The sequence below is a fragment of the Komagataeibacter saccharivorans genome (assembly GCF_004348195.1).
GTDB classification, from domain to species: Bacteria; Pseudomonadota; Alphaproteobacteria; order Acetobacterales; family Acetobacteraceae; genus Komagataeibacter; species Komagataeibacter saccharivorans.
The window spans coordinates 1233889-1255311 of sequence record NZ_CP036404.1; the positions used below are offsets into that span (position 1 = coordinate 1233889).

The window sequence follows — 21423 nt, forward strand, 5'->3', positions numbered from 1 at the left end:
TGACGTGTTACAACATTTCAGTCAACATCGACATGCGGGCGCTGCCAGTACAGCGCATGGGCCAGCACCCTGTCCACCAGCCACCACAGCAGCACCGTCATGACCGCCAGCACGCCAAGGGCCGCGAACATGAGGTCTGTCTGGAAACGGGTATTGGCCGTCTGCATGAGGAACCCCAGCCCGGAGGACGCCCCCACCCATTCCCCCACGACCGCCCCGATCGGCGCAATGGCCGTCGCCATGCGCACACCGGATGCAAAGGACGGCAGGGCCGCAGGCAGGCGTATATGCAGCAGCACCCGCAGGCGCGTGCCCCCCATGGTGCGCGCAAGGTCCATCCACCCCGGTTCGGTCTGGCGCAGGCCATCGCCCAGTGTGGAGGTTACGGGAAAGAAGATGACCAGAACCGCCATCACCACTTTCGACGCCATGCCGAATCCGAACCACAGCACCAGCAGCGGTGCGAGCGCAAAAACAGGCACCGCCTGACTGAGCAGAACCATCGGCATGACCCATCGCCGCAGCGGCGCCCACAGCGCCATGCCGATCGCCAGTGCGCTACCTGCCCCTATCCCCAGCAGCAGACCCAGCAGGGTTTCCTCCAGCGTGGTCAGTGCGGCGGGGCCAAGCTGCCCGCTCTGGGTCCACAGCGCATGGACCACCGCATCGGGGCCAGGCAGCATATAGGGCGGGATATGCCCCCAGCGCGCCAGTCCCCACCACACGGCGGCAAGCCCCGCCAGCGTAACAAGCGGACGGATGACCCGCCCGGCATGCGACAGCATGATGGCCGTCATTGCAGCATCCGCCGCAACAGCCGCGACTGCGCGGACAGAACGGCGGGATCGTCCACGGCGCGTGGCACCGTCCCGGGGGGCACTGTCATTTCTTCTATCGTGGCGGGATAACCGCTCATCAGCAGCATGGTATCGGCAAGCCTGCACGCTTCCAGCGGATCGTGGGTAATCAGCACGACCGTGCGCCGGGCCAGCATATGGGCGGCCAGATCCTGCATCCGCGCCCGCGTGATGCTGTCGAGTGCCGAAAACGGCTCGTCCATCAGCACCACGGGACGATCTTCATATAGGACACGCGCCAGCGCAGCACGTTGCCGCATGCCACCGGACAGGGTGGCAGGCAGTGCGCCCGCATGTGCCGAAAGCCCCACGCTTTCGAGCAGATGGGCCATACGGGCGCGATCAGGCGCATCCCCGCGCAGTCGTGCGCCGAGCATGACATTATCGGCAATACTGGCCCATGGCAGCAGCAGGTCCTGCTGGCCCATCCATGCAACGCGGCCAGCCAGCGGCAGGCCATCATCTGCCACGACGTGGCCATAACCCGGCTTTTCCAGACCGCCCAGCATGCGCAGCAGCGAAGTTTTGCCTACCCCGCTGGCCCCGAGCAGCACGGTAATGCCACCCGCACCGATACGCAGGTCCAGATTGCGGAAAAGGGGCGCGCTGCCAAAATCCAGCCCCACGCCTTCAAGGCGGATGGCGGGCGGCGCAGACATCACTTCCCGCGTTTGGGATAGGGAATGCCCAGCGCGTCACGCGCGGCGGTGGCCAGACGGTCCACACGCTCGTTATTTTCATCGCCGGAATGGCCGCGCACCCATTTCCATTCGACCTGATGCTTCGCGCTGATATCCAGCAGCCTGCGCCACAGATCCATGTTGGCCACCGGATCGCCCGAAGCATTGCGCCAGTTGCGGCGGACCCAGCCCGTGCTCCAGCGCATGATGCCGTTGCGGACATATTCGCTGTCGGTATGCAGCACGACGCGGCAGGGACGCCTGAGTGCTTCCAGCGCTTCAGCCGCGGCGGTCAGTTCCATGCGGTTATTGGTGGTTTCTGCCTCACCGCCCGAAAGCTCGCGCTCCTGCCCGCGAAAACACAGCAGCGCGCCCCAGCCGCCGGGGCCGGGATTGGGCTTGCAGCCGCCATCGGTCCATATCTCGACCAGGTCGGTCCCGGTAGACGGATTTTCCACCTCAACCGCGCCCCCGGTTACGATGTCGTCACTCATGGCAGGAACCTTTCACCCATGCGGGCGGCACAGAATTCCATGCGCACCAGATAATCCAGCGGGTCCTTGCGCGTAACCAGCGCATCGGATGGCGTGTTGATCCAGTCATACAGCCGCGTCAGGGTGAAGCGGATGGCAGCCCCCGTGGCCAGCGTACTCAATGCCGCCTCCTCCGCTGCTTCCAGCGGGCGGACATGGCGGTAGCCTTCCACCATTGCTTTCGCATGGTCCGTCATGAACCGCCGGTCTGCATCGAAACACCACGCATTGATGGCAATGGCCAGATCGTAGGCATACCAGTCGGTGCAGGCGAAATAGAAATCGATCAGGCCCGACAGCTTTCCGTCACGAAAAAAAACGTTATCGGGAAACAGGTCAGCATGGATCTGTCCACGCGGCAGGCTGGGGTTATTCCCCACGCCCGGCCACGCGGGCAGCACGCGCGCCAGCACCGTTTCGATTTCCGCCACCAGTCCGGGGCGCACTTCATCGCCCCGCGCCCGGCACGCTTCCAGTAGGCCGGTCCATGACTGCGGCCCCATGGAATTGGGGCGTTCGGCCACGAACCCCTCCCCCAGCAGGTGCAGCCGCGCCATGGCGGCCCCTACCTGGGCGCACATGTCCGTATCGACCTGCCGCGACCACCCACCGGGCAGGAAGGTGGTAATGGCGGCGGGCTTGCCCGACAGGGTGCGCAGGGTCCGGCCCTGCCGGTCCGCCACGGGAAGCGGGCAGGACAGGCCATGCTGGGCCAGATACTGCATAAGCCCCAGAAACCACGGCAGTTCATCAGGGTTCACCCGACGCTCGTACAGCGTCAGGATAAAGGTCGCCTGTGTGGTCTTCAGCAGGAAATTGCTGTTTTCCACCCCTTCGGCAATGCCGTGGCAGGAAACGGGCCTGCCGATGTCATAGCCCTCCAGAAACGCGGCAAGCGCTTCTTCGGGCACTTCGGTATAGACAGCCATGCGGTGATACGGATCAGCCCAGCGGCGCCGGCAGGCGGAAGGCCACGTTTTCTTCCTTCACGGTGATTTCCTCGATCTCAAGCGTGAAACGCTTGGCAAGGGCCGCGACCATTTCCTGCACCAGCGATTCCGGCGCGGAGGCACCAGCCGTAATCCCCAGCGTGCCAACACCATCCAGCGCCGACCAGTCCAGCGCATTCAGGCGCGGCACCAGCAGGGCACGCGGCGCACCGCTGCGTTCGGCCACTTCACGCAGGCGCTGCGAATTGGACGAGTTGGGCGAGCCGATCACGATCACCAGATCACAGCCCGGCGCGATCGCCTTGACGGCTTCCTGCCGGTTGGTCGTGGCGTAGCAGATGTCCTCACGCCGCGGGCCTTCGATCAGGGGGAAGCGGTCGCGCAGGATGTCAACGATTTCCGCCGTGTCATCGACCGACAGCGTGGTCTGGGTAATGAAAGCCAGCCGCGAGGGATCGGCGGGCTGGACCGTGCGCGCTTCTTCCGCATCATTGATCAGCGTAACGGCACCCGCGGGAAGCTGGCCCATCGTGCCGACGACCTCCGGATGGCCGGCATGGCCGATCATCAGGATATGGCGGCTTTCGGGACCACCATCGGCGAAGTGGCGTTCGGCCTCCCGGTGGACCTTGGATACCAGCGGGCAGGTTGCATCCAGATACAGCAGGTTGCGGCGTTCGGCCTCGGCGGGCACGGTCTTGGGCACGCCATGGGCGGAAAAGACAACCTGACCATCGGCGGGCACTTCATCGAGTTCCTCGACGAAGATCGCGCCCTGCGCCTCAAGCGCCTCGACCACGGTGCGGTTATGCACGATCTCATGGCGGACATAAACGGGCGCGCCATAGCGGCGGATCGCCTCTTCCACCACGCGGATGGCGCGATCGACACCCGCACAGAAGCCGCGCGGGCCTGCGAGCAGTACTTTCAGGACACGGGGCAGTGTCTCGGCGGGGGCTGTTGTATCGGGTGTATGAATCATCTGGTCGGGCATGGTGTTCCCCAAACGTCCGGCGAGCGGTATAGGATACGGACCGCGATCTGCTAGAGTTCCGGCGCCGGTATCCCGTGCGATGGTCCGGCCCTACGCAAACCGTGGCAATGACGCAAGCCATTTTCCCGTTGACCCTAACGTATTCTGCCGTGCCTGTCCTCCCCCCGTTACCCTGTCGCGTGCATGTCGTGCCTGTATCACACCCGACGGGGCGGGATTCTGTTCACACCTGACCAACCCGGAATAGCCGCATGATTCCTGCCCATCCGCTATCACGCCTGCGCCGCATGGCCCTGACATTCTGTACGGTGCCCATGCTTGCGCTGGTTGGCGCGTGCTCGAACGCCAGCGATTCGATTGATTTCGCGCCGGCCTGCCCCGTTGTGGAAGTCCCCAGCGAGGCCGCCGACTATTATCAGTATGCGGGCAACGACCATGACGTGACGCACCTTGTGGCGCGGGCCAGCCTGACGCGCGTGGTGGGATCGTGCGAGGCAGGCGCCCAGCGCAACGTGATGACGAACATGAAGATCGGCCTGCATGTGGAACGCGGCCCGGCATCGAAGGCGGAATTCGTCAACATCCCGTATTTCGTCGCGGTCGTGTTCAATGGGGAGATCAAGAGCAAGAAGGAATTCGTGGCCTACGTCTCCTTTGAAGACGGGCGCATGCAGGACCTGACCCATACCCGGAACATTCCCATCACCCTGCCCGTATCGCGGCATATCCACAGCGACCAGTATCATATCGAGATCGGCTTCCAGTTGACCAAGGCGCAGCTTGACTTCAACCGCGCCCATCTGGTCATGCCCACCTTCCGCAAGATGTAAGGCTGCCCCTTGGCCGATTACCCATCACCCGTGCGGGAACTGACATGGCGCGGCATCGTGATCGGTGCGCTCATTACGGTCGTTTTCACCGCATCGAACATCTATCTTGGCCTGCGCATCGGCCTGACGGTCGCCACGTCCATCCCCGCCGCCGTCATTTCCATGGCGGTGCTGCGGATACTGGGCGGCGGCACGATCCTTGAAAACAATCTGGTCCAGACACAGGCCTCTGCCGCAGGCACGCTGGCATGCGTGTTCGCAAGCCTGCCCGCGCTGGTCATGGCGGGCGTATGGCAGCATTTTCCCTTCATCCAGACGGCGGTACTGACGGCGGCGGGGGGTATGACCGGCGTGCTGTTCACCATACCGTTGCGCCGGGTCATGCTGGACGACCCGGCCCTGCCCTTCCCTGAAGGCGTTGCCGCAGCCGAAATCCTGCGTGCGGGCGCCAGCCATGAAAACCGTGGCAGCGTACGTGCCCTGGTACAGGGTGGGATTCTGGCGGCGGTGCTGACGTTCACATCCACCGGCCTGCGCCTGCTGGGCGACGGGATCACGGCTACGGCCACATGGGGGATGACCGCATTCCGGCTGTCGGTCGGATTTTCGCCCGCCCTGCTGGGGGCGGGCTATCTGGTCGGGCTGGAAGGCGGGATGGCGATGCTGCTGGGCGCATTGCTGACGTGGGAAGTATCCATTCCGGTCATGTCCCATCTCCTGCCCCATCCCGCCGGGATGGATGCGGGCAGTTTCGCTGCCCAGATATGGAAGGACAAGGCCCGCTTCATCGGGGCGGGGCTGATCGGCGTTGCAGCCATATGGACCGTGCTGCGCATGGGCCGCCCGCTTATGCTGAGCGCGCGCGCCCTGCTGGTGCGTCGTGCCACAGGTACCCACGTGCCGCGCACCGAAACCGACCTGTCCCCACGCGCCATACGTGCCGTGGCCGGGATCGTGCTGGTCCTGATCGGCGGCATGTTCCTCGCCTTCTCCACCGGGCGTGTCGGCCCGCTGCCCGCACTGGCCGCCACGGTGGCGGGTGTTGCATGGTGCGCCGGGCTGGGGCTGTTCGTGGCGGCCGCCTGTGGATACATGGCCGGGCTGGTGGGGTCATCATCTTCCCCCATTTCCGGGGTGGTCATTCTGGCTGCGATCGGAATGTCCAGCCTGTTCGTGCTGCTGCGCGCCACGGGACTGTTCGCCGGGGTGGACGGGCAGCATTTCGCCATCGCCTTCTGCCTTTATGCCCTGACTGCCGTTACCGCATCCGCCGCCATCGCCAATGACAACCTTCAGGATCTCAAGACCGGAAGGCTGGTCGGCGCGACGCCATGGAAGCAGGAAGCCGCCCTGCTGATCGGCTGCATAAGCGGGGCCATTGTCATTCCGCCCGTGCTGAATGTGCTGTACCAGACATACGGTTTCGTTGGCGCGATGCCGCATGCGGGAATGGACGCATCACAGGCGCTGGCCGCCCCGCAACCCGCACTGATCCTGATGATTACATCCGGCATTTTCCTTCATCAGCTTGACTGGACCATGCTGCTGATCGGGGCGGGAGCCGGTGGCGTGCTGATCGGCATTGACGCAGCCCTGCGCCGCGCGGGCCGTGGTGCGCTGCCGCCGCTGGCGGTGGGCATCGGCATTTATCTGCCCATGAACATTTCCATGACGCTGGCCGTCGGGGCGATCCTGGGACACATCGTCACACGCCTGAACGCGGGCGCATCCAGCCACCGGGGCACCATGATCGCATCGGGGCTGATCGTGGGGGAAAGCCTGATGGGAGTGGCGCTGGCGTGCCTTTCTGCGCTGAGCGGGCGGGACAGTCCGCTGTCGCTACTGCCGCCGGGCACATCCGCGCTGCTGGTCAACCTTGCCGGTCTGGCTGCATTCGGCGCGCTGTGCGTATGGTTCTGCGCGACACAGCTCCGGTCTTCCCACAGATAACAGATAGCGGACAGGGCATGGACGAGCAGCCGCCTTCCATGGCACCCTGCCCGCATGCTCCGCCATTTTGACAGTCTGGATTTCCCCCGTCCCACGCGCGACGCCCTTGCCCTGCGGTTTGGTCAGGTCTCCACCCTGCTGGATCAGGGGGCCGTAGCGGATGCGGCGCATCTGTTCGATACGATCCGCCGCGATTACGAAAGCTGGTCAGCACTTGTGGATCTGCGCTTCGCGCAGGATACGACCAGCCCGACAGCCAAAGCCGAACGTGACCATGCCGATGCCCTGACCCCCTACGTAACGGCGCATGAGGTGGCACTCAAACGCAGGCTGCTGGAATATCCCGATCCCGTTGCGGTAGCGCAGGAGATTACGCCGCACACGCTGGAACTGTGGCGCACGGACATCACCACCTTCGATCCCCGCATTACCGGCGCACTGGAAGAAGAAGCCCGCCTGAGCGGCACCTATACCGCGCTGCTGGCGGGTGCGAAGCTGGAGATTGGCGACGAACAGGTCAACCTGTCCGGCCTTGCCCCCTATGCCGAAAGCACCGACCGGGCCGTCCGGCGCGAAGCGGAGCAGGTACGCTGGACATTCTTTGAACGCAACGCCCCACAACTGGACGACCTGTTCGACCAGATGGTCCGGCTGCGCCATGGCATGGCCGAAACGCTGGGCTATGATTCCTATATCCCACTGGCCTACCGCCGCATGCGCCGGGTGGATTACGGCCCGACGGATGTCGCGCGTTTTCGCAATGACGTGCTGACCCATGTGGTGCCGCTGGTGCATGACATCCTGCGCAGGCGGTGCGAGACGATGGGGTGGGAAGTCCTGTATTCATGGGATGAGCCCCTGATCGACCCGCACGGCAATCCGCGCCCGGCGGGTGGGCATGACCTGCTGCTGAACCGTGCCCAGACCCTGTTCGAGTGCATGGATGGCGATCTTGGTCCCTTTTTCCGGCAGATGCGCGAGGGCGGCTATCTTGATCTGGTCAACCGGCCGGGCAAGGCGGGTGGCGGGTTCTGCACATCCTTCCCCACCGTGGGGATGCCGTTCATCTTCGCCAACTTCAACGGCACGCAGCACGACATAAACGTGTTCACCCACGAAATGGGGCATGCCTACCAGAACTGGAAAAGTCGCAGCCTGCCCGCCGTGGACCTGCTGTGGCCGACCATGGACGCCGCCGAGATCAATTCCATGGCGCTGGAATTCCTGACATGGCCGCATATCGACCTGATGGTGGAACCGGGTCAGGGCGAGCGTTACAGGCAGATGCACCTGATCTCCTCGCTGTCATTCCTGCCTTATGGCGTCTGTGTCGATCACTTCCAGCATGAGGTCTACGCCCGCCCCACCATGACCCCGGCCGAGCGGCATGAAGTCTGGCGCACACTTGAACGGCGCTACCTGCCATGGCGCAATTATGGCGGCCTGCCCCACCCCACAGCGGGTGGCCGGTGGCAGGCGCAGGGCCATATCTACCGCTCACCCTTCTATTATATCGACTACGCGCTGGCGCTGTGCTGCGCGATGCAGTTCTGGATACGCAGCCGCACCGACCCACAGGGCGCGATGGCGGCCTATGTCGACCTGTGCGCGCAGGGTGGCGCGCAACCTTTTACCCGGCTGGTGCGTTCTGCCGGGCTTCAGTCGCCGTTCCAGCCGGGCACGCTGGCCGATGTGGTCCGTACCGCACGCGGCATCCTGAACACCTGACATTCCGCCCTGTCCATTACCGCAAGGGGAGACCATGTCCACACACGCAGGTCCCACACCCTCCGTCGCCCGCACGCTATACAAGACACTGGCCGTTCTTGCGCTGACCGCCCTGTTCCTGCTCAGCCTGCGGTTCAGCGCAACCGTGGCGGGCCTGGTCGACCACATCGCCGGGACGGGCATGTGGCTGGCCGTCTACCGGCTGGCGGGCGCCAATGACGCCACCACACAGGAACAGATGATCGTGATGGCGGCGGCGCTGGTCTGCTGCCTGCTGGCCATTGCGGTGGTGGAGGTGGCCGACCGGCTGTTCAGCCGCCTGCGCCCGCAATCATGATGGGTCGCGCTGCCAGAAAAAGGTCAGCTCATGTTTGTTGTGCCACAGATGCAGCACATGACCACCCGGAATGGCGGCGAAGGCTTCCGCCGTTTCATGATCAGTCTCGCCCTGAAATTTGATGGTCATGACGATCCGGCCGGCGCGTCCCGATGCGATCCACCGCCGCGCCAGCGCCAGCAGCCGCGCGGGATAGGCAATGATATCCGAAAACAGCCAGTCCACCGGCGCGCAGCTTTCCGGGTCAAGGCCGAACGCACTTTCATACCGGCAGGTTACATTGGGCAGGCTGGCGACATTATCCGCCAGCGGTGAGCGGTCGATGGCCGTAACCTGCGCCCCGGAACCTGCGGCAACCCATGTCCATCCGCCCGGACAGGCCCCGAGATCAAGACAGGTCTCCCCCGCCACCGGCCAGCGACCAAGCCGCAGCAGGGCTTCCCATAGCTTGAGATAGGCCCGCGACGGCGGATCGGTGCGGTTTTCAACGAACGGAACCTCACCATTCACGAAAGGCGAGGTTTTTGTCCGCGACAGCAGCAGCCGATCAGCGCAAAGCAGCGTCCATGCCCCCAGATGGGCTGTCGGCGCGGCAGCGGGAAACGTAAAGGGTTTGGGGCGTAGCGGCGGCAGGGCATCCGTTATCAGGGCGCTGCGACGATGCAGCATGGGCACGTATCCCGCCCAGTTGCGCTGGATCGCCCGCATGATGCGCGCCGCCCCCTTGATGGAGGGGACATCGTGCATTTCCGGCTCACGCCACGTCTCCAGTGCCCACAGGCTGTTTACCGGCGGCACGGCGGACAACGCCAGACGCCCATGCCAGCACAGATCGCCAGCCCCCTTGCGCTGGAGCTCCTGCTCCAGCACCGATTCAAAATCCGGCGGCGCCAGATAGGCGCTACGAACCGGCCATGGCGGCAATGTCGCTTCCACCTGCGTCACGACCGCAGCACTCCCACAGCCAGCAGCAGCCACGCCAGCATCAGCATTGTCCCGCCCGTAGGCGCGATCGGACCGGGATGGATGCCCCAGAAAGCCGTAAGCGACACCCCCACACTGAACAGCAGCGTACCCGCCGCCATAAGGCTGCCCGATAGCGAAATCAGCACCCGGCAGCCCTGCTGGATCATGAGAACGGAAATACCGATAATGGCAAGGGCGTGCCACATCTGCATCTGGATTGCCTGACGCGCCATGTCACGTCCGCCCTCGGCAAAGAAATGATCGGGCAGATGAGTGGTCAGCGCGCCCCCCATAACACCAGAAAATGCAGCCAGCGCCGCAAAACACAAAAGAAACCGGACAACAGTAGGCATTCGGGGCATCCGCAAAACATGATGACAAGCCGCACGGAACGCGGGCGGCCACACACTAGCCCCAGCACCGCCCCATCGTATAGGTCAGCCAGACGGAACCCGCCCATGCATGCGCGCGCATGACGTTTCATCCATACGGCAGGCATGGGCGGGTCCGTCAGGTTCTGATACAACTACAGAATTTCTAAATACTTACCAATTTATGAAAATATGTATAATTTTATGTTTATTATTAATTATACACACGGAAAATAAAAACAATAAATATAAATAAACACGCAAAACCATTGATGTATAATATTTTTACTTTATATGGAGAATTTTAATCCATAATTATTGTAATCCCTGCACTTGTTCTCAAAATCATGAGCGATTCCAACGCGCGCACGCCCTTCATTCAAGATCGGGATCGCCTTTGTAAGGCTTCAGGAAACTGATAAACTGCCGATGCGATCAGTAAAACAGACTGAATGTTACACGTCAGGAAGCCGACAATATGAAAAAATCCGCCGTATGGTTCCTCTGTGCGTCTGTTACCCTTCTTCCCGCTACCGGCATGGCTGCCCCCGCGCCAGAACCGGCAGCCACGCCTGAACCCCTGACTGAATCCGATACGACCTTTTCCGAGAATGTTTCCGCACTGAACGGTTTTGAAATCACCATTTCAAAGCTGGGCGCAAAGCAGGCCAAACGGCGCAAAATTCAGGAAATGGCTGAAGATGCCCTGAAAATGCATACAGCCAACCAGAAAGCCCTCCTCGCCCTGACCCGCAAGCACGGGCTTACGCTGCATGAGGAAATGAGTCCGGACGAGCAGCAGATTGCCGATACCCTCAAAACCGAAAGCGGCGCCAAATTCGAACGGGACTTCCTGGATATCGAGGCACAGGCCACAAGCGACGCGCTGGCCATGTTCCAGAACGAAGCGGAATCCGCTTCCGACCCTGACCTGAAAGCCTACGCATCCAGCACGGCGGACACCCTCCAGACCCATCTGGCCGATACCATGAAACTGGGCGCCAGCAAGCCGAGCCGCTGAGCATCCTCCCGCCTCACTCGCCACTTCATACAGGCTAAAGACATGAGCATCCGCATTGACCAGATCGTGACACGCGGCGGCGATACGGGCCAGACCTCGCTAGGCAATGGGGAGCGGGTTGCAAAGGACTCGATCCGGATCGAAGCCCTTGGCGCACTTGATGAAGCCAATGCCGTAATCGGCCTGCTGCGCGCCACCCTGCCCGCGGGACGCAATGCGCGGTTCATCGCCTGGGTGCAGGGACTGCTGTTTGATGTGGGCGGCGCGATATGCATTCCCGCCAACCCGCCACGCGCCCTGCCCCACGCTGCCGCAGCCCTGCAGGCGATGGAAGACGAAGTCGCAGTCCTGCGCGCGCAGGTGCCTCCCTTACGCAGTTTCATCCTGCCCGGTGGCACCACGGCGGCGGCCCACGCCCATCTTGCACGCACGGTCATCCGCCGTGCGGAACGGCGGCTGACCACCCTTGCACGACAGGAAGATATCGGGACGGATATTCCAGCATGCATGAACAGGCTGTCCGACTACCTGTTCGTGCTGGGCCGTCACCTGAACAATAACGGGATGGATGACCTGACATGGACACCTGCCTCCCCGCCACCCGGAACGGACTGACGGGCTACATCCGTTTTACGCAGGCAGTTGGGCCAGATGGGCGCAGGCCTGTTCAGCCAGATGTTCCTGCGGGGCGGTAACGTCGAGCGCCATCACCACTTCCTCATGCATGTCCGGCTCTTCCAGCGTCTCGAACTGGCTGTCGAGCATGGTTGCGGGCATGAAGTGGCCGGTACGCTGCTGCAGGCGCGGCGCGATGTCTTCCTTGCTACCCTTGAGGTAGACAAAACACACATCCTGACTGCCGTTGGCGATACGCTCACGGTATTCCCGCTTCAGGGATGAACACGTCACGATGCCGCACTGCCGCTGGGCGCCCCATGCCTTGACCTGATCCGCGATCCGGTCAAGCCAGGGCGCGCGGTCCGCATCCGTCAACGGGATGCCACGGCTCATGAGATCTATGTTGTTTTCCGTGTGCAGGTCGTCGCCTTCGATGACCGGCCAGCCCAGACGCTCGGCAATAAGGTGGGCGACCGTGCTCTTGCCACAGCCGGACACCCCCATGACGATCAGTACACAGGGACGCCCTGCCTGCCTGAGCCTGCGTGAGAGGGAAACCGTATCCATATTCTGACTAACGTCACACATTCCGTATCTGCCGGATATTATCGGGGAAAATCATCGGCCCTTATCTGGACCACGGGACAGGTCTAATGCAAGTGCCGGTCATGACCATGCCTGCCAATACAGAGCGTGCCACTTCCGTCATTACAAAGGGAGTGAAAATATTTTCAACCACAACGGGCAAATCTATTTATCGTTCCCGGATGCGACAGGATACGCACAGATAGTTTATTTAAAAAAATATTATGTAACAACAACTGGAGCATCCGATTATTGTAATCTTATTTATACCCTTGCGTTCCCTTATGAAAATGAATTATACAAACAGAATTACCAAAAAACGGGCACCATTGGAATATCGGCATTAGGAATAGTTTCCTAAAATGCGATTTCAGTCACATTCTTCATGGTGCATTGAGTTATCGAGAGTTCCGCTGTGTCATCTTATAACGATTTTCTTTCCTTCCCGAAGGAAGAAGACCAGAATTCCCACCGAGAAGAAGTAAACGAATCCGCATTCCGGCAGGCGCTTGAGCGACTGGGCAAAGGCAAGCCCGCGCCCCGCAATGCGGGCGGCGGCAACAAACCCGCCCAGGCCAAGCAGCGTCCCCCGCGCCAGGCCGACCCCACGCAGCGCCGCCGCAAGTTCGTGCAGGATGGCGAAGTCCGGGTCGAACACCAGTCGCTGGTAACGGGCCGCGCCACGCCGCGTGTCATGCATGCCCAGCAGGAAGACCGGAGCGAAACCGACCATCTGCGCCACAAGGTCCAGTTTGAGCTTAAGCTGCGCGAACAGGCGGAACTGCGCCTGTCGGAAGCGCAGGCCCAGATCCGTTCCCTGACCACCCGCATCGGCCATGCCGATGTCATCGCCGCCGAACACAAGGAAAAGCTGGCGACCCGTGATGCGGAAATGCTGGCCCTGCGCGCCGAACTGTACACGGCACGCGAAGAAATCGCCCAGTTGCGTGAAGAACTGAGCCGCCAGAAAAGCCGGCAGCGCACCGCAGAGGCACGCCCGGCACCCACCCCGGCTCCAGCCCCCGCCATGACGCAGGAAACCGAACAGGACGAGCCGGAACCCGTCAAATGGTGGCTGCGCTAACACCCTGCCTTTCGACACAGCCGGTACCCAGCGCATATGGACAGTAATCAACCGCGACAGAACGCGGCGGCACGCCAGCGGCAGGTCGGCCTCGTCATTGTCGCGGCCTGCACCAGCGCCAGTCTGGCAATAGAAATACTGCTACCGCTGGTCAGCGGGCTGGTAAACCTGCTGCGTGACATACTGGGCGTACTGATCCTGCCCTTTTCCTTCATGTTCGGACTGGGCAACCCGGTGGGACAGTCCCCCGCATTGCTGCGCCTGCTGTCCGACATGGGCATGCAGACACAGATGCATCCGTGGCGGCTGATCGCGGCCGCCGTGCTGGAACTGGTGGCAGTTTTCCTGTTTGTCATTGCTGAACGGCTGGGCGGCCGCGCCGGCTACATGGGGGCCTGCCTTGCCTCTGTCGGGGCCATCATCCTGTCCGGCCTGCCGCTGGGCACACCGCTCCTGCCCGCCATCGTGACGGAGGGGGTCTTCCTGCTCTGCCCCCCCACGCCCGACCCGGACTAGGCTTGCCCGCTTATCCGGTCAGCCCGTCAACCAGCCGCGCAATCCGTGCGCAGGCTTCCGTGAGGATATCATCACTGGTGGCATAGGACAGGCGCAGATAAGGCCCCTGCCCGAAGGCGCTGCCATGCACCAGGGCCACATGCTGCTCGTCCAGCAGGGCGATGGCAAAATCCTCATCCGTTTTCAGCAACTGTCCCCCAGCAGTCGTGCGCCCCATGCAGGCCGCAAGACCCGGATAGGCATAAAACGCCCCGTGCGGCATGGCACAGGTCAGCCCCGGTATGTTCCGCAGGGTGGACACAACCAGCTTGCGCCGACGGTCATATACCGCGCACATCTGCGCGATAATATCCGGCGGTCCGTCAAGGGCGGCGGCGGCGGCGGCCTGGCTTATGGAACAGATCCCTGATGTCGCACTGCCCTGAATGGCCGTCATGGCGCGGATAAGGGGTACGGGACCACCCACGTAACCCACGCGCCAGCCTGTCATGGCATAGGCCTTCGACACGCCGTTAAGTGTCAGGATACGGCCCTTCAGGTCGGGGGCAACGGCGGCAAGCGAGACGTGGCGCTGACCGTCATAGATCAGGTGTTCATATATTTCGTCCGACAGCACATGGACATGCGGATGCCGCCGCAGCACCTCGGCTATGGCTTCAAGATCCGCCCGCCCCATCGTGCCACCGGTTGGATTGTTGGGGAAGTTGAGAACAAGCCATTTTGTGCGCGGAGTGATCGCGGCCTCAAGGACCGCCGCCGTCAGCCGGAAACCATCGGCTTCGTGGCAGTCGGCATAGACCGGCGTACCCCCGAATATCTGCACGATCAGCGGATAGCTGACCCAGTATGGCCGGGGAATGACCACTTCATCCCCCGGCTGCACGGTCGCCATGAAGGCATTGAAAATGACCTGCTTGCCGCCATTGGACACCATAATTTCGGCAGGCGCGTATTCCAGCGCGTTTTCGCGCGCGAATTTGCGGGCAATCGCTGCCTTGAGCGCGGGCGTGCCATCCACGGGCGGATATTTTGTCTGCCCGTCGAGCGCCGCACGGTGGGCAGCCTCGATCACGGCGGCAGGGGTCGCGAAATCCGGTTCTCCCAAGGCGAGGGAGAGCACTTTCTCCCCCTGTGCGCGTAGGGTGCGCGCGCGCTGCGCCATGGCGATGGTTGCCGGCACGCCCAGACGGTCCATACGCTGCGCGAACAGCGGATGGGCGGTGTCCCCGCCCTTGTCCATCACGCCCATTCTAGCGCAGCGCCGCGCAGAAGCGCTGGATACGCAGGCAGGCTTCCTTCAGGCTTTCGGTATCGGTGGCGTATGAAATACGGAAATGCCCCGCGAACATGAACGCGCTGCCATGCACGGCGGCCACGCCTTCCTCATCCAGAAGGGCGGTCACGAAGGCCTCGTCCGTATCGATCAGCGTGCCGCCAGCACTGGTCTTGCCCATACAGCCAACCATTGAGGGGAATACATAAAACGCCCCTTCCGGCACGGCACAGTGCAGGCCCTTCGCCCCGTTCAGCATGCCGACGACAAGATCCCGCCGCGCCTGATAGGTCGCAACCATGGTGGCGATGAAGTCCTGCGGCCCCGTCAGCGCCTCGACAGCGGCAGCCTGGCTGATCGAACCGGGACCGGATGTGGACTGGCTCTGCAATTTGTTCATTGCACGGGTCAGTTGCACCGGGGCTGCGGAATAGCCGATACGCCAGCCCGTCATGGCATAGGCCTTGGACACGCCGTTCATGGTCACGGTCCGGTCGCGCAGTCGCGGTTCGACCTCCACCACCGTGGGGGCGCGGAAGCCGTCATAAACCAGCTTGTTGTAGATATCGTCCGTCAGGATCCACACCTGCGGATGGCGCAGCAGCACATCGCACAGGCCGCGCATTTCCTCGGCGGAATAAGCGGCGCCTGTCGGGTTGTTGGGGGAGTTGAGCAGGAGCCATTTCGTGCGCGGCGTGATGGCGGCTTCCAGTTCGGCAGGCTGGAGCTTGAAGCCGTTTTCCGCGCTGCACGGCACGATGACCGGCGTGCCTTCGGCCAGCGATACGATATCGGGATACGACACCCAGCATGGTGCCGGAATGATGGCTTCATCACCCGGATTGATGGTCGCCACCATGGCGTTATAGATGATCTGCTTGCCGCCGTTGGAAACGATCACCTCGTCCCATGTGTAATCCAGCCCGCTATCGGCACGGAAACGTTCGGCAATGGCCCGGCGCAGCGCGGGTGTCCCGGCCACATCGGTATATTTGGTCTCACCCGCCGCAATGGCGCGTATGGCCGCCTGCTTGATCGTATCCGGCGTGTCGAAATCCGGCTCACCGGCGGAAAGGCTGATAATATCCTTCCCTGCCGCCTTGAGCGCACGCGCCTTGGTTGAAATGGCGATCGTCTGGCTGGGGCTGATCCGGTCCAGCCGGGCGGCGGTGAGATCCATGATATCGAGATCCATAAACAGTGAAAGACATCCGGCACGATGCCGGGCAACGGACGCGTAGCCTAGTGCGAACCCGGTGCGGAGGAAACAGCAGATATGTGATCCGGCGTCCCGGCTGCGGCGCATACCTGCGCCGGTGTCCAGCCCGCCGCGCGCATGGCGCGGACGGATACCGCCCCGTCACGCTTGGCCAGCCGCCTGCCACTGGCATCGCACAACAGCGGGTGATGGCGGTAACGCGGCGCGGGCCACCCCATGATGTGCTGCAGCAGGCGGTGCAGCGCCGTGGCCGCCATCAGGTCCGCCCCGCGCGTGACAAGTGTTATCCCCTGCAGCGCATCATCATGGGTGACACACAGATGATAGGAAGCAGGCACGTCCTTGCGCGCCAGCACCACATCCCCAAAGTGCTGCGGCTGGCAGGGCTGTGGGCCACGGCCCATTTCATGCCATGTCAGGGCGGTCGCACCGGGCCATTGCAGGGCGCGCGTCATATCCAGCCGCAGGGCATAAGGCATGCCTGCCGCCAGCAGTTCGGCACGGCGGCCCGGGTCCATGTGGCGGCAGGTGCCGGGATAGACCATGGTGCCATCGGGCGCACGGTGCGGCGCGCTGGCGGCTTCCGCAATATCGCGCCGCGTACAGAAACAGGGATAAAGCAGCCCGTTCGCGTCCAGCGCATCCAGCACGCGGCGATAGTCATCCATATGCAGGGACTGACGCCGCACGGGCTGCGGCCATGACAGGCCAAGCCAATCCAGATCCGCATACAGGTCCGCAATGAACTCGGGCCGACACCGTACCGTGTCGATATCTTCCACCCGCAGCACGAAGCGACCACCCGACTCCGTAGCCGCACGCCAACCCGCCAGAGCGGATGCGACATGGCCAAGGTGCAGATGGCCCGTGGGACTGGGGGCAAAACGGGTAATTTCTGTCATTATTCAATCAATAACAGGCGTGTAGGGAAAAATTGTTCCTGTTGCGCGTTCCAGAAGCACGATGACGGGAACCATACGGCCGTTCCGCCATGTCTTGCCACACCATGCGGGGTCTGCAATAGATTCAACAGTTACCTGACGACGACGCACATCACAGGCGTTCGCTTCGGAACATAGCAGAGTACGCCTGCGTATCGTGCGGCGGCATTCGGAAAGGAATGCGTCCGTGCCCTGTGACAGTCAATACTTGCCTGCCCTGGTCCTGAATGCCGATTTCAGGCCACTGTCCTATTTCCCGCTTTCCCTGTGGTCATGGCAGGATGCCATCCGCGCCGTCTGGCTGGACCGCGTATCGGTACTGAGTGAATACGACACCGTCGTCCGCTCCCCTACCCGGAGCCTGCGCCTGCCCAGCGTGATTGCGCTAAAGGACTATATTCCCGCCGCACGCAAGCCTGCCTTCACCCGCTTCAATGTCTTCCTGCGCGACAACTTTTCCTGCCAGTACTGCAATACCCGCTTCCCCACACAGGAACTGACATTCGACCACGTCATTCCACGCAGCAAGGGCGGACGTACAAGCTGGGAAAACGTCGTGACCGCATGCAGCCCGTGCAACCTGATCAAGGGATCGTACATGCCACACCAGATCCGCATGTATCCCAGCCGCACCCCTGCACGCCCTTCCAGCCGCAGATTGCAGGAAAACGGACGGGCTTTCCCGCCGAACTATCTGCATGAAAGCTGGCGCGACTATCTTTACTGGGATACCGAACTGGAAAACTGACGCCGCCCGTTCGCGGCGCACACGCTATTTTGTGTAGCTGTAATCGTATTCATCCGCCAGCTTCTGAAGGTCCGGCGCGCCGCGCAGGTTAAGCGGCAGCGGGTGGGCCGGATGCTTCTTCGACCCGAAGATGAAGTTGTGGTCGCTCATACGCTGGCAGGTATTGGCGGCAATGGGAAAACTGAGCTGCACGGCGGAACCCATCTGCTGGCGCAGACACTTTACATCGCTGTCATAAGGCATACGCCCGATTTCGGCGGTGCATCCGCCCAGCACAACCAGACCGCATGCCACCAGCCCGAGCCGAGCGGACAGTTTTTCCACAATGTTCAGCTTCATTTCGACCCCGTCGCTTAAGCGGTGCCGACACTGCCACGAAAGTGCGGTCCGCGATAGGGGACAAGACGACACTGCCGTCGCTGCATCGCCCTGAATGCATAGGTGCCCTACCCTGAGTGCCGGGCATGAAAAAGAAGCATGCCAGACAGGAAATACCATGCAGGATGCATAGGTATTATCTGACTGCATAGGTGATATTACCGTGAACTGGATGACAGATGGCGGTTATATTGTCACCCTCACTCGTTATTCTGATTTTTTTTAAATCGAGTGCGATATATAAGAATTACAAATACATGCTCGCATGGCTGTAAATTTGTTCCATGATTGCGTATGCCTGTCGCCCCTGTCCCCATCGATGCCTGAGGTAAAAGAATGAGATTACTGGCCGTCCATCCAAGCTCACTCATGTACACGAAGGTCTTCCTGCGTCTTGAACCGCTGGGGCTTGAACTGGTTGCCGGTGCCGCGCGCAACAAGGGACATGAGGTAGACATCATCGACCTGCAGGTCGAAAAACATGCCGATTACTGGGAACGGATCGAAAAATTCCGCCCCCATGCCGTCTGCTTTTCCGGCAATTATCTGGCAAACGTTCCTGAAATCATCGACCTGTGCAAGGAAACGCGCCGACGCCTGCCCAACGTGCTGCTGTTCCTTGGCGGTCACTCCATCTCGTTCATCGCACGCGACGTGCTGGCGCTGTCGGATGGCGCGGTCAACTGCGTCCTCAAGGGCGAAGGGGATGCGACGGTCGGCCTGCTGCTCGAGGCATGGGAACAGGGCAAGGACCTGACAACGGTGCCCGGCGTGGTGACGATGGACGGCGAAGGCCCGCCGCCGATCTTTGTCGAATCCCTTGATGAGGTCCGTCCCGCACGTGACCTGCTGCGTCACCGCCGCAAATACTTCATCGGCACGCTCGATCCCGCCGCTTCCATCGAATTCGCCCGCGGCTGCCCGTGGGACTGCACGTTCTGTAGTGCATGGACCTTCTACGGCCGCTCCTACCGCACCGCGAGCGCCAAGGTGATCGGGGAGGAACTGCAGGAAATCAAGGAACCCGGCATCTTCATCGTGGATGACGTGGCCTTTGTGCATGCCGAACACGGCCTTGCCATCGCCGAGGAGGTGAAGCGCCGCAACATCAAGAAGGAATATTACCTTGAAACCCGCGCGGACGTTCTGCTGCGCAACAAGGAAGTATTCGCGGTCTGGAAAGAAATCGGGCTGAGCTACATCTTCATCGGGCTGGAAGCGGTGGATGCCGAAGGGCTGAAGCGTTTCCGCAAGCGCGTGTCGATGGACCGCAATTTCGAGGCGCTGGACTACGCCCGGTCACTGGACCTGATCGTTGCGATCAACCTGATTGCCGATCCGTCGTGGGACCGCGAACGCTTCGAGGTCATTCGCCAGTGGTGCTTGGAAATTCCCGATATCGTGAACATTTCCGTCACGACTCCCTACCCCGGCACCGAAATCTGGGAAAGCGAGTCCCGCAAGCTGACGACACGCGACTACCGCCTGTTCGACATCCAGCATGCCGTTATGCCCACCACCCTGCCGCTTCGTGAATTCTACGAGGAACTGGTCAAGACCCAGCAGATCCTGAACAACAAGCATCTGGGGTGGAGCGCGATCAAGGACACGCTGGGTATCGCCCTGCGTCTGGCGCTGCGTGGACAGACCAACTTCCTGACCATGATCTGGAAGTTCAATTCGGTCTTCAATCCCGACCTGCAGATGGCGGACCACGCGCAGAAGCCGGAATACGAAATGCCACTCAAGCCCCAAGGCAGCGACCAGAAGATTGATCGCAAGACACTGTATGTGCATGGGCCTGCCGGTCGCAAATCGCGCAAGCTGGACGATGACACTGAAAAGTTTGTCGATGAAACCCGCATGAGTACGGTTGACTGACGGACTGCCTGCAAAACCATATTGACGACCACGAAAAGGGCCGGCGCCATGCGCACCGGCCCTTTTCCTTTGCAGGAGCCACATAACGGGAATCGGCAGGACCGGGCATGTATGGCCAATACCCCGAAGAAATTGAGTATGCCGGGTTCACCGTCATTGCGGACAATACCTCAGGAGACGGTTTTTCGGAGGGAGTCGCCTACAACCGACGACGAACCTTTACCACCTTCCCCGCCCTGCCCCGCGTTATATCATGTCATAGCGCGACAGTTGCATGCGCTTCTCCCTAGACCATTGTGTTGTCAGGTGGAGACATATCCTGAGTTTTTGAGGAGTGAACCCATACATTTCCATGCCGCCTCAACGGATCGCCCTGCCGCCTTGCGCAGCAGGTTTGGCGAATACCTGTTCGATCGGACTGAGGTCGAACTGTAAGGGCGGCAGAAAGATCATCCTCGCGCTGACGGTACGGGTTACCTTGCGAGCAGCATCGCCCTTGTGACTGCCGAAACTGTTTCCAGCATGACGACACCTCCAACCCTGAACGTTGGAAGCAGAAACTGCTCGATACGGGCCTGGAAGCTACGCCCATTGATTGCGGCCCCCGTCGAAAACCGCAGGGTGCGGTGACCCGGCCATGACGCAGTGCTGCGAGAAAGGTTCAAGGCGTCACCCGCACGGACCGACGCCCCATTATGTAAAATGGTTGATCGCCTCCCCCTGAAAGGAATGCAACCCGTGATTATGTTGGAACGAGCAGCCTGAAATGCCGTGGTATGATTTCGTGCCCTATGGGCAACGGAAACACTGGACTGAAGGTGTGGCAGGCTTTTTTCATCCTATATCCCGCCACTCGCACTAGGCCACATCCTCTCCTCCCTGCCGGGAATTACGAGAGCGCCAAAACGATTGCCGGTCTGTCGTATTCATATTCATATTCACATGCCACGAAACACTTCGATC

General features: G+C 61.6%; 22 protein-coding genes. 10 read left to right on the top strand and 12 right to left on the bottom strand.

Annotated elements, in window-relative coordinates:
* Window positions 1-17: 17 nt before the first annotated feature.
* The 5 genes from KSAC_RS05625 to ispH are packed head-to-tail and all read right to left on the bottom strand — an operon-like array spanning window position 18 to window position 4002.
* Entirely contained in the window at window positions 18-797 is a 780-nt protein-coding gene (locus KSAC_RS05625; protein ID WP_207918774.1) for an ABC transporter permease, read from the bottom strand.
* Window positions 794-1519, bottom strand: coding sequence for an ABC transporter ATP-binding protein (locus KSAC_RS05630; RefSeq protein WP_132304647.1), 726 nt, complete (start codon window positions 1517-1519; stop codon window positions 794-796). The genes KSAC_RS05625 and KSAC_RS05630 overlap by 4 nt, the downstream gene beginning before the upstream one ends.
* On the bottom strand, window positions 1516-2031 hold the full coding sequence (rnhA, locus tag KSAC_RS05635; protein WP_174234106.1) for a ribonuclease HI: 516 nt from the start codon (window positions 2029-2031) through the stop codon (window positions 1516-1518). Before rnhA ends, KSAC_RS05630 begins: the two co-directional genes overlap by 4 nt.
* Window positions 2028-2999 (bottom strand): homoserine kinase, encoded by a 972-nt coding sequence (locus KSAC_RS05640; protein WP_118962988.1) that lies wholly within the window; start codon window positions 2997-2999, stop codon window positions 2028-2030. The genes rnhA and KSAC_RS05640 overlap by 4 nt, the downstream gene beginning before the upstream one ends.
* A gap of 13 nt (window positions 3000-3012) precedes the next feature.
* Entirely contained in the window at window positions 3013-4002 is a 990-nt protein-coding gene (gene ispH / locus KSAC_RS05645) for a 4-hydroxy-3-methylbut-2-enyl diphosphate reductase (protein ID WP_243705354.1), read from the bottom strand.
* A 263-nt stretch (window positions 4003-4265) separates the two neighbouring features.
* Between ispH and KSAC_RS05650 the strand changes: the two genes are divergently transcribed.
* The 4 genes from KSAC_RS05650 to KSAC_RS05665 are packed head-to-tail and all read left to right on the top strand — an operon-like array spanning window position 4266 to window position 8859.
* Window positions 4266-4844, top strand: coding sequence for a hypothetical protein (locus tag KSAC_RS05650; protein ID WP_132304649.1), 579 nt, complete (start codon window positions 4266-4268; stop codon window positions 4842-4844).
* 9 nt (window positions 4845-4853) lie between these two features.
* On the top strand, window positions 4854-6794 hold the full coding sequence (locus KSAC_RS05655) for an OPT family oligopeptide transporter (RefSeq protein WP_132304651.1): 1941 nt from the start codon (window positions 4854-4856) through the stop codon (window positions 6792-6794).
* Between the two features lie 54 nt (window positions 6795-6848).
* Window positions 6849-8522 (top strand): M3 family oligoendopeptidase, encoded by a 1674-nt coding sequence (locus tag KSAC_RS05660; protein WP_132304653.1) that lies wholly within the window; start codon window positions 6849-6851, stop codon window positions 8520-8522.
* Window positions 8523-8556: 34 nt separating this feature from the next.
* Window positions 8557-8859 (top strand): hypothetical protein, encoded by a 303-nt coding sequence (locus tag KSAC_RS05665; RefSeq protein WP_110546422.1) that lies wholly within the window; start codon window positions 8557-8559, stop codon window positions 8857-8859.
* On the opposite strand, the gene KSAC_RS05670 is transcribed toward KSAC_RS05665, so the two are convergent.
* Together KSAC_RS05670 and KSAC_RS05675 are read right to left on the bottom strand one after the other, a co-directional pair.
* Complete coding sequence (locus tag KSAC_RS05670) at window positions 8854-9804, bottom strand: SAM-dependent methyltransferase (RefSeq protein WP_102323263.1); 951 nt, start codon at window positions 9802-9804, stop codon at window positions 8854-8856. The two genes, KSAC_RS05665 and KSAC_RS05670, sit on opposite strands and share 6 nt — an antisense overlap.
* On the bottom strand, window positions 9801-10178 hold the full coding sequence (locus KSAC_RS05675; protein ID WP_102323262.1) for a DUF423 domain-containing protein: 378 nt from the start codon (window positions 10176-10178) through the stop codon (window positions 9801-9803). The genes KSAC_RS05670 and KSAC_RS05675 overlap by 4 nt, the downstream gene beginning before the upstream one ends.
* A 496-nt stretch (window positions 10179-10674) precedes the next feature.
* On the opposite strand from KSAC_RS05675, the gene KSAC_RS05680 reads away from it, so the two are divergent.
* Both KSAC_RS05680 and KSAC_RS05685 read left to right on the top strand, forming a co-directional pair.
* Window positions 10675-11217 (top strand): DUF4142 domain-containing protein, encoded by a 543-nt coding sequence (locus KSAC_RS05680; RefSeq protein WP_102323261.1) that lies wholly within the window; start codon window positions 10675-10677, stop codon window positions 11215-11217.
* 42 nt (window positions 11218-11259) lie between these two features.
* Window positions 11260-11832: a cob(I)yrinic acid a,c-diamide adenosyltransferase gene (locus KSAC_RS05685; RefSeq protein WP_132304655.1), complete on the top strand. Its 573-nt coding sequence runs from the start codon at window positions 11260-11262 to the stop codon at window positions 11830-11832.
* Between the two features lie 15 nt (window positions 11833-11847).
* On the opposite strand, the gene KSAC_RS05690 is transcribed toward KSAC_RS05685, so the two are convergent.
* Window positions 11848-12423 (bottom strand): gluconokinase, encoded by a 576-nt coding sequence (locus KSAC_RS05690; protein ID WP_102323259.1) that lies wholly within the window; start codon window positions 12421-12423, stop codon window positions 11848-11850.
* 412 nt (window positions 12424-12835) lie between these two features.
* On the opposite strand from KSAC_RS05690, the gene KSAC_RS05695 reads away from it, so the two are divergent.
* Window positions 12836-13504: a hypothetical protein gene (locus KSAC_RS05695; RefSeq protein WP_110546430.1), complete on the top strand. Its 669-nt coding sequence runs from the start codon at window positions 12836-12838 to the stop codon at window positions 13502-13504.
* A 36-nt stretch (window positions 13505-13540) separates the two neighbouring features.
* Window positions 13541-14020: a hypothetical protein gene (locus KSAC_RS05700; protein ID WP_132304657.1), complete on the top strand. Its 480-nt coding sequence runs from the start codon at window positions 13541-13543 to the stop codon at window positions 14018-14020.
* Between the two features lie 10 nt (window positions 14021-14030).
* Here KSAC_RS05700 and KSAC_RS05705 read toward each other — a convergent pair whose 3' ends face one another.
* The 3 genes from KSAC_RS05705 to gluQRS all read right to left on the bottom strand — a co-directional run bounded on the left by KSAC_RS05705 (window position 14031) and on the right by gluQRS (window position 17414).
* On the bottom strand, window positions 14031-15260 hold the full coding sequence (locus KSAC_RS05705) for a pyridoxal phosphate-dependent aminotransferase (protein ID WP_132304659.1): 1230 nt from the start codon (window positions 15258-15260) through the stop codon (window positions 14031-14033).
* Window positions 15261-15270: 10 nt separating this feature from the next.
* Window positions 15271-16473 (bottom strand): pyridoxal phosphate-dependent aminotransferase, encoded by a 1203-nt coding sequence (locus KSAC_RS05710; RefSeq protein ID WP_165927289.1) that lies wholly within the window; start codon window positions 16471-16473, stop codon window positions 15271-15273.
* Between the two features lie 62 nt (window positions 16474-16535).
* The gene (gene gluQRS / locus KSAC_RS05715) at window positions 16536-17414 is read right to left on the bottom strand and encodes a tRNA glutamyl-Q(34) synthetase GluQRS (RefSeq protein ID WP_102323256.1); all 879 of its coding nucleotides are present in this window, start codon (window positions 17412-17414) and stop codon (window positions 16536-16538) included.
* Between the two features lie 226 nt (window positions 17415-17640).
* Between gluQRS and KSAC_RS05720 the strand changes: the two genes are divergently transcribed.
* Window positions 17641-18201: an HNH endonuclease gene (locus KSAC_RS05720; protein ID WP_110546438.1), complete on the top strand. Its 561-nt coding sequence runs from the start codon at window positions 17641-17643 to the stop codon at window positions 18199-18201.
* A 24-nt stretch (window positions 18202-18225) separates the two neighbouring features.
* Here KSAC_RS05720 and KSAC_RS05725 read toward each other — a convergent pair whose 3' ends face one another.
* Entirely contained in the window at window positions 18226-18540 is a 315-nt protein-coding gene (locus tag KSAC_RS05725) for a hypothetical protein (protein ID WP_132304661.1), read from the bottom strand.
* A gap of 375 nt (window positions 18541-18915) precedes the next feature.
* Here KSAC_RS05725 and hpnR point away from each other — a divergent pair, with 375 nt between their 5' ends.
* Window positions 18916-20460, top strand: a complete 1545-nt coding sequence (gene hpnR / locus KSAC_RS05730; protein WP_102323253.1) for a hopanoid C-3 methylase HpnR — start codon at window positions 18916-18918, stop codon at window positions 20458-20460.
* Window positions 20461-21423 lie beyond the last annotated feature (963 nt).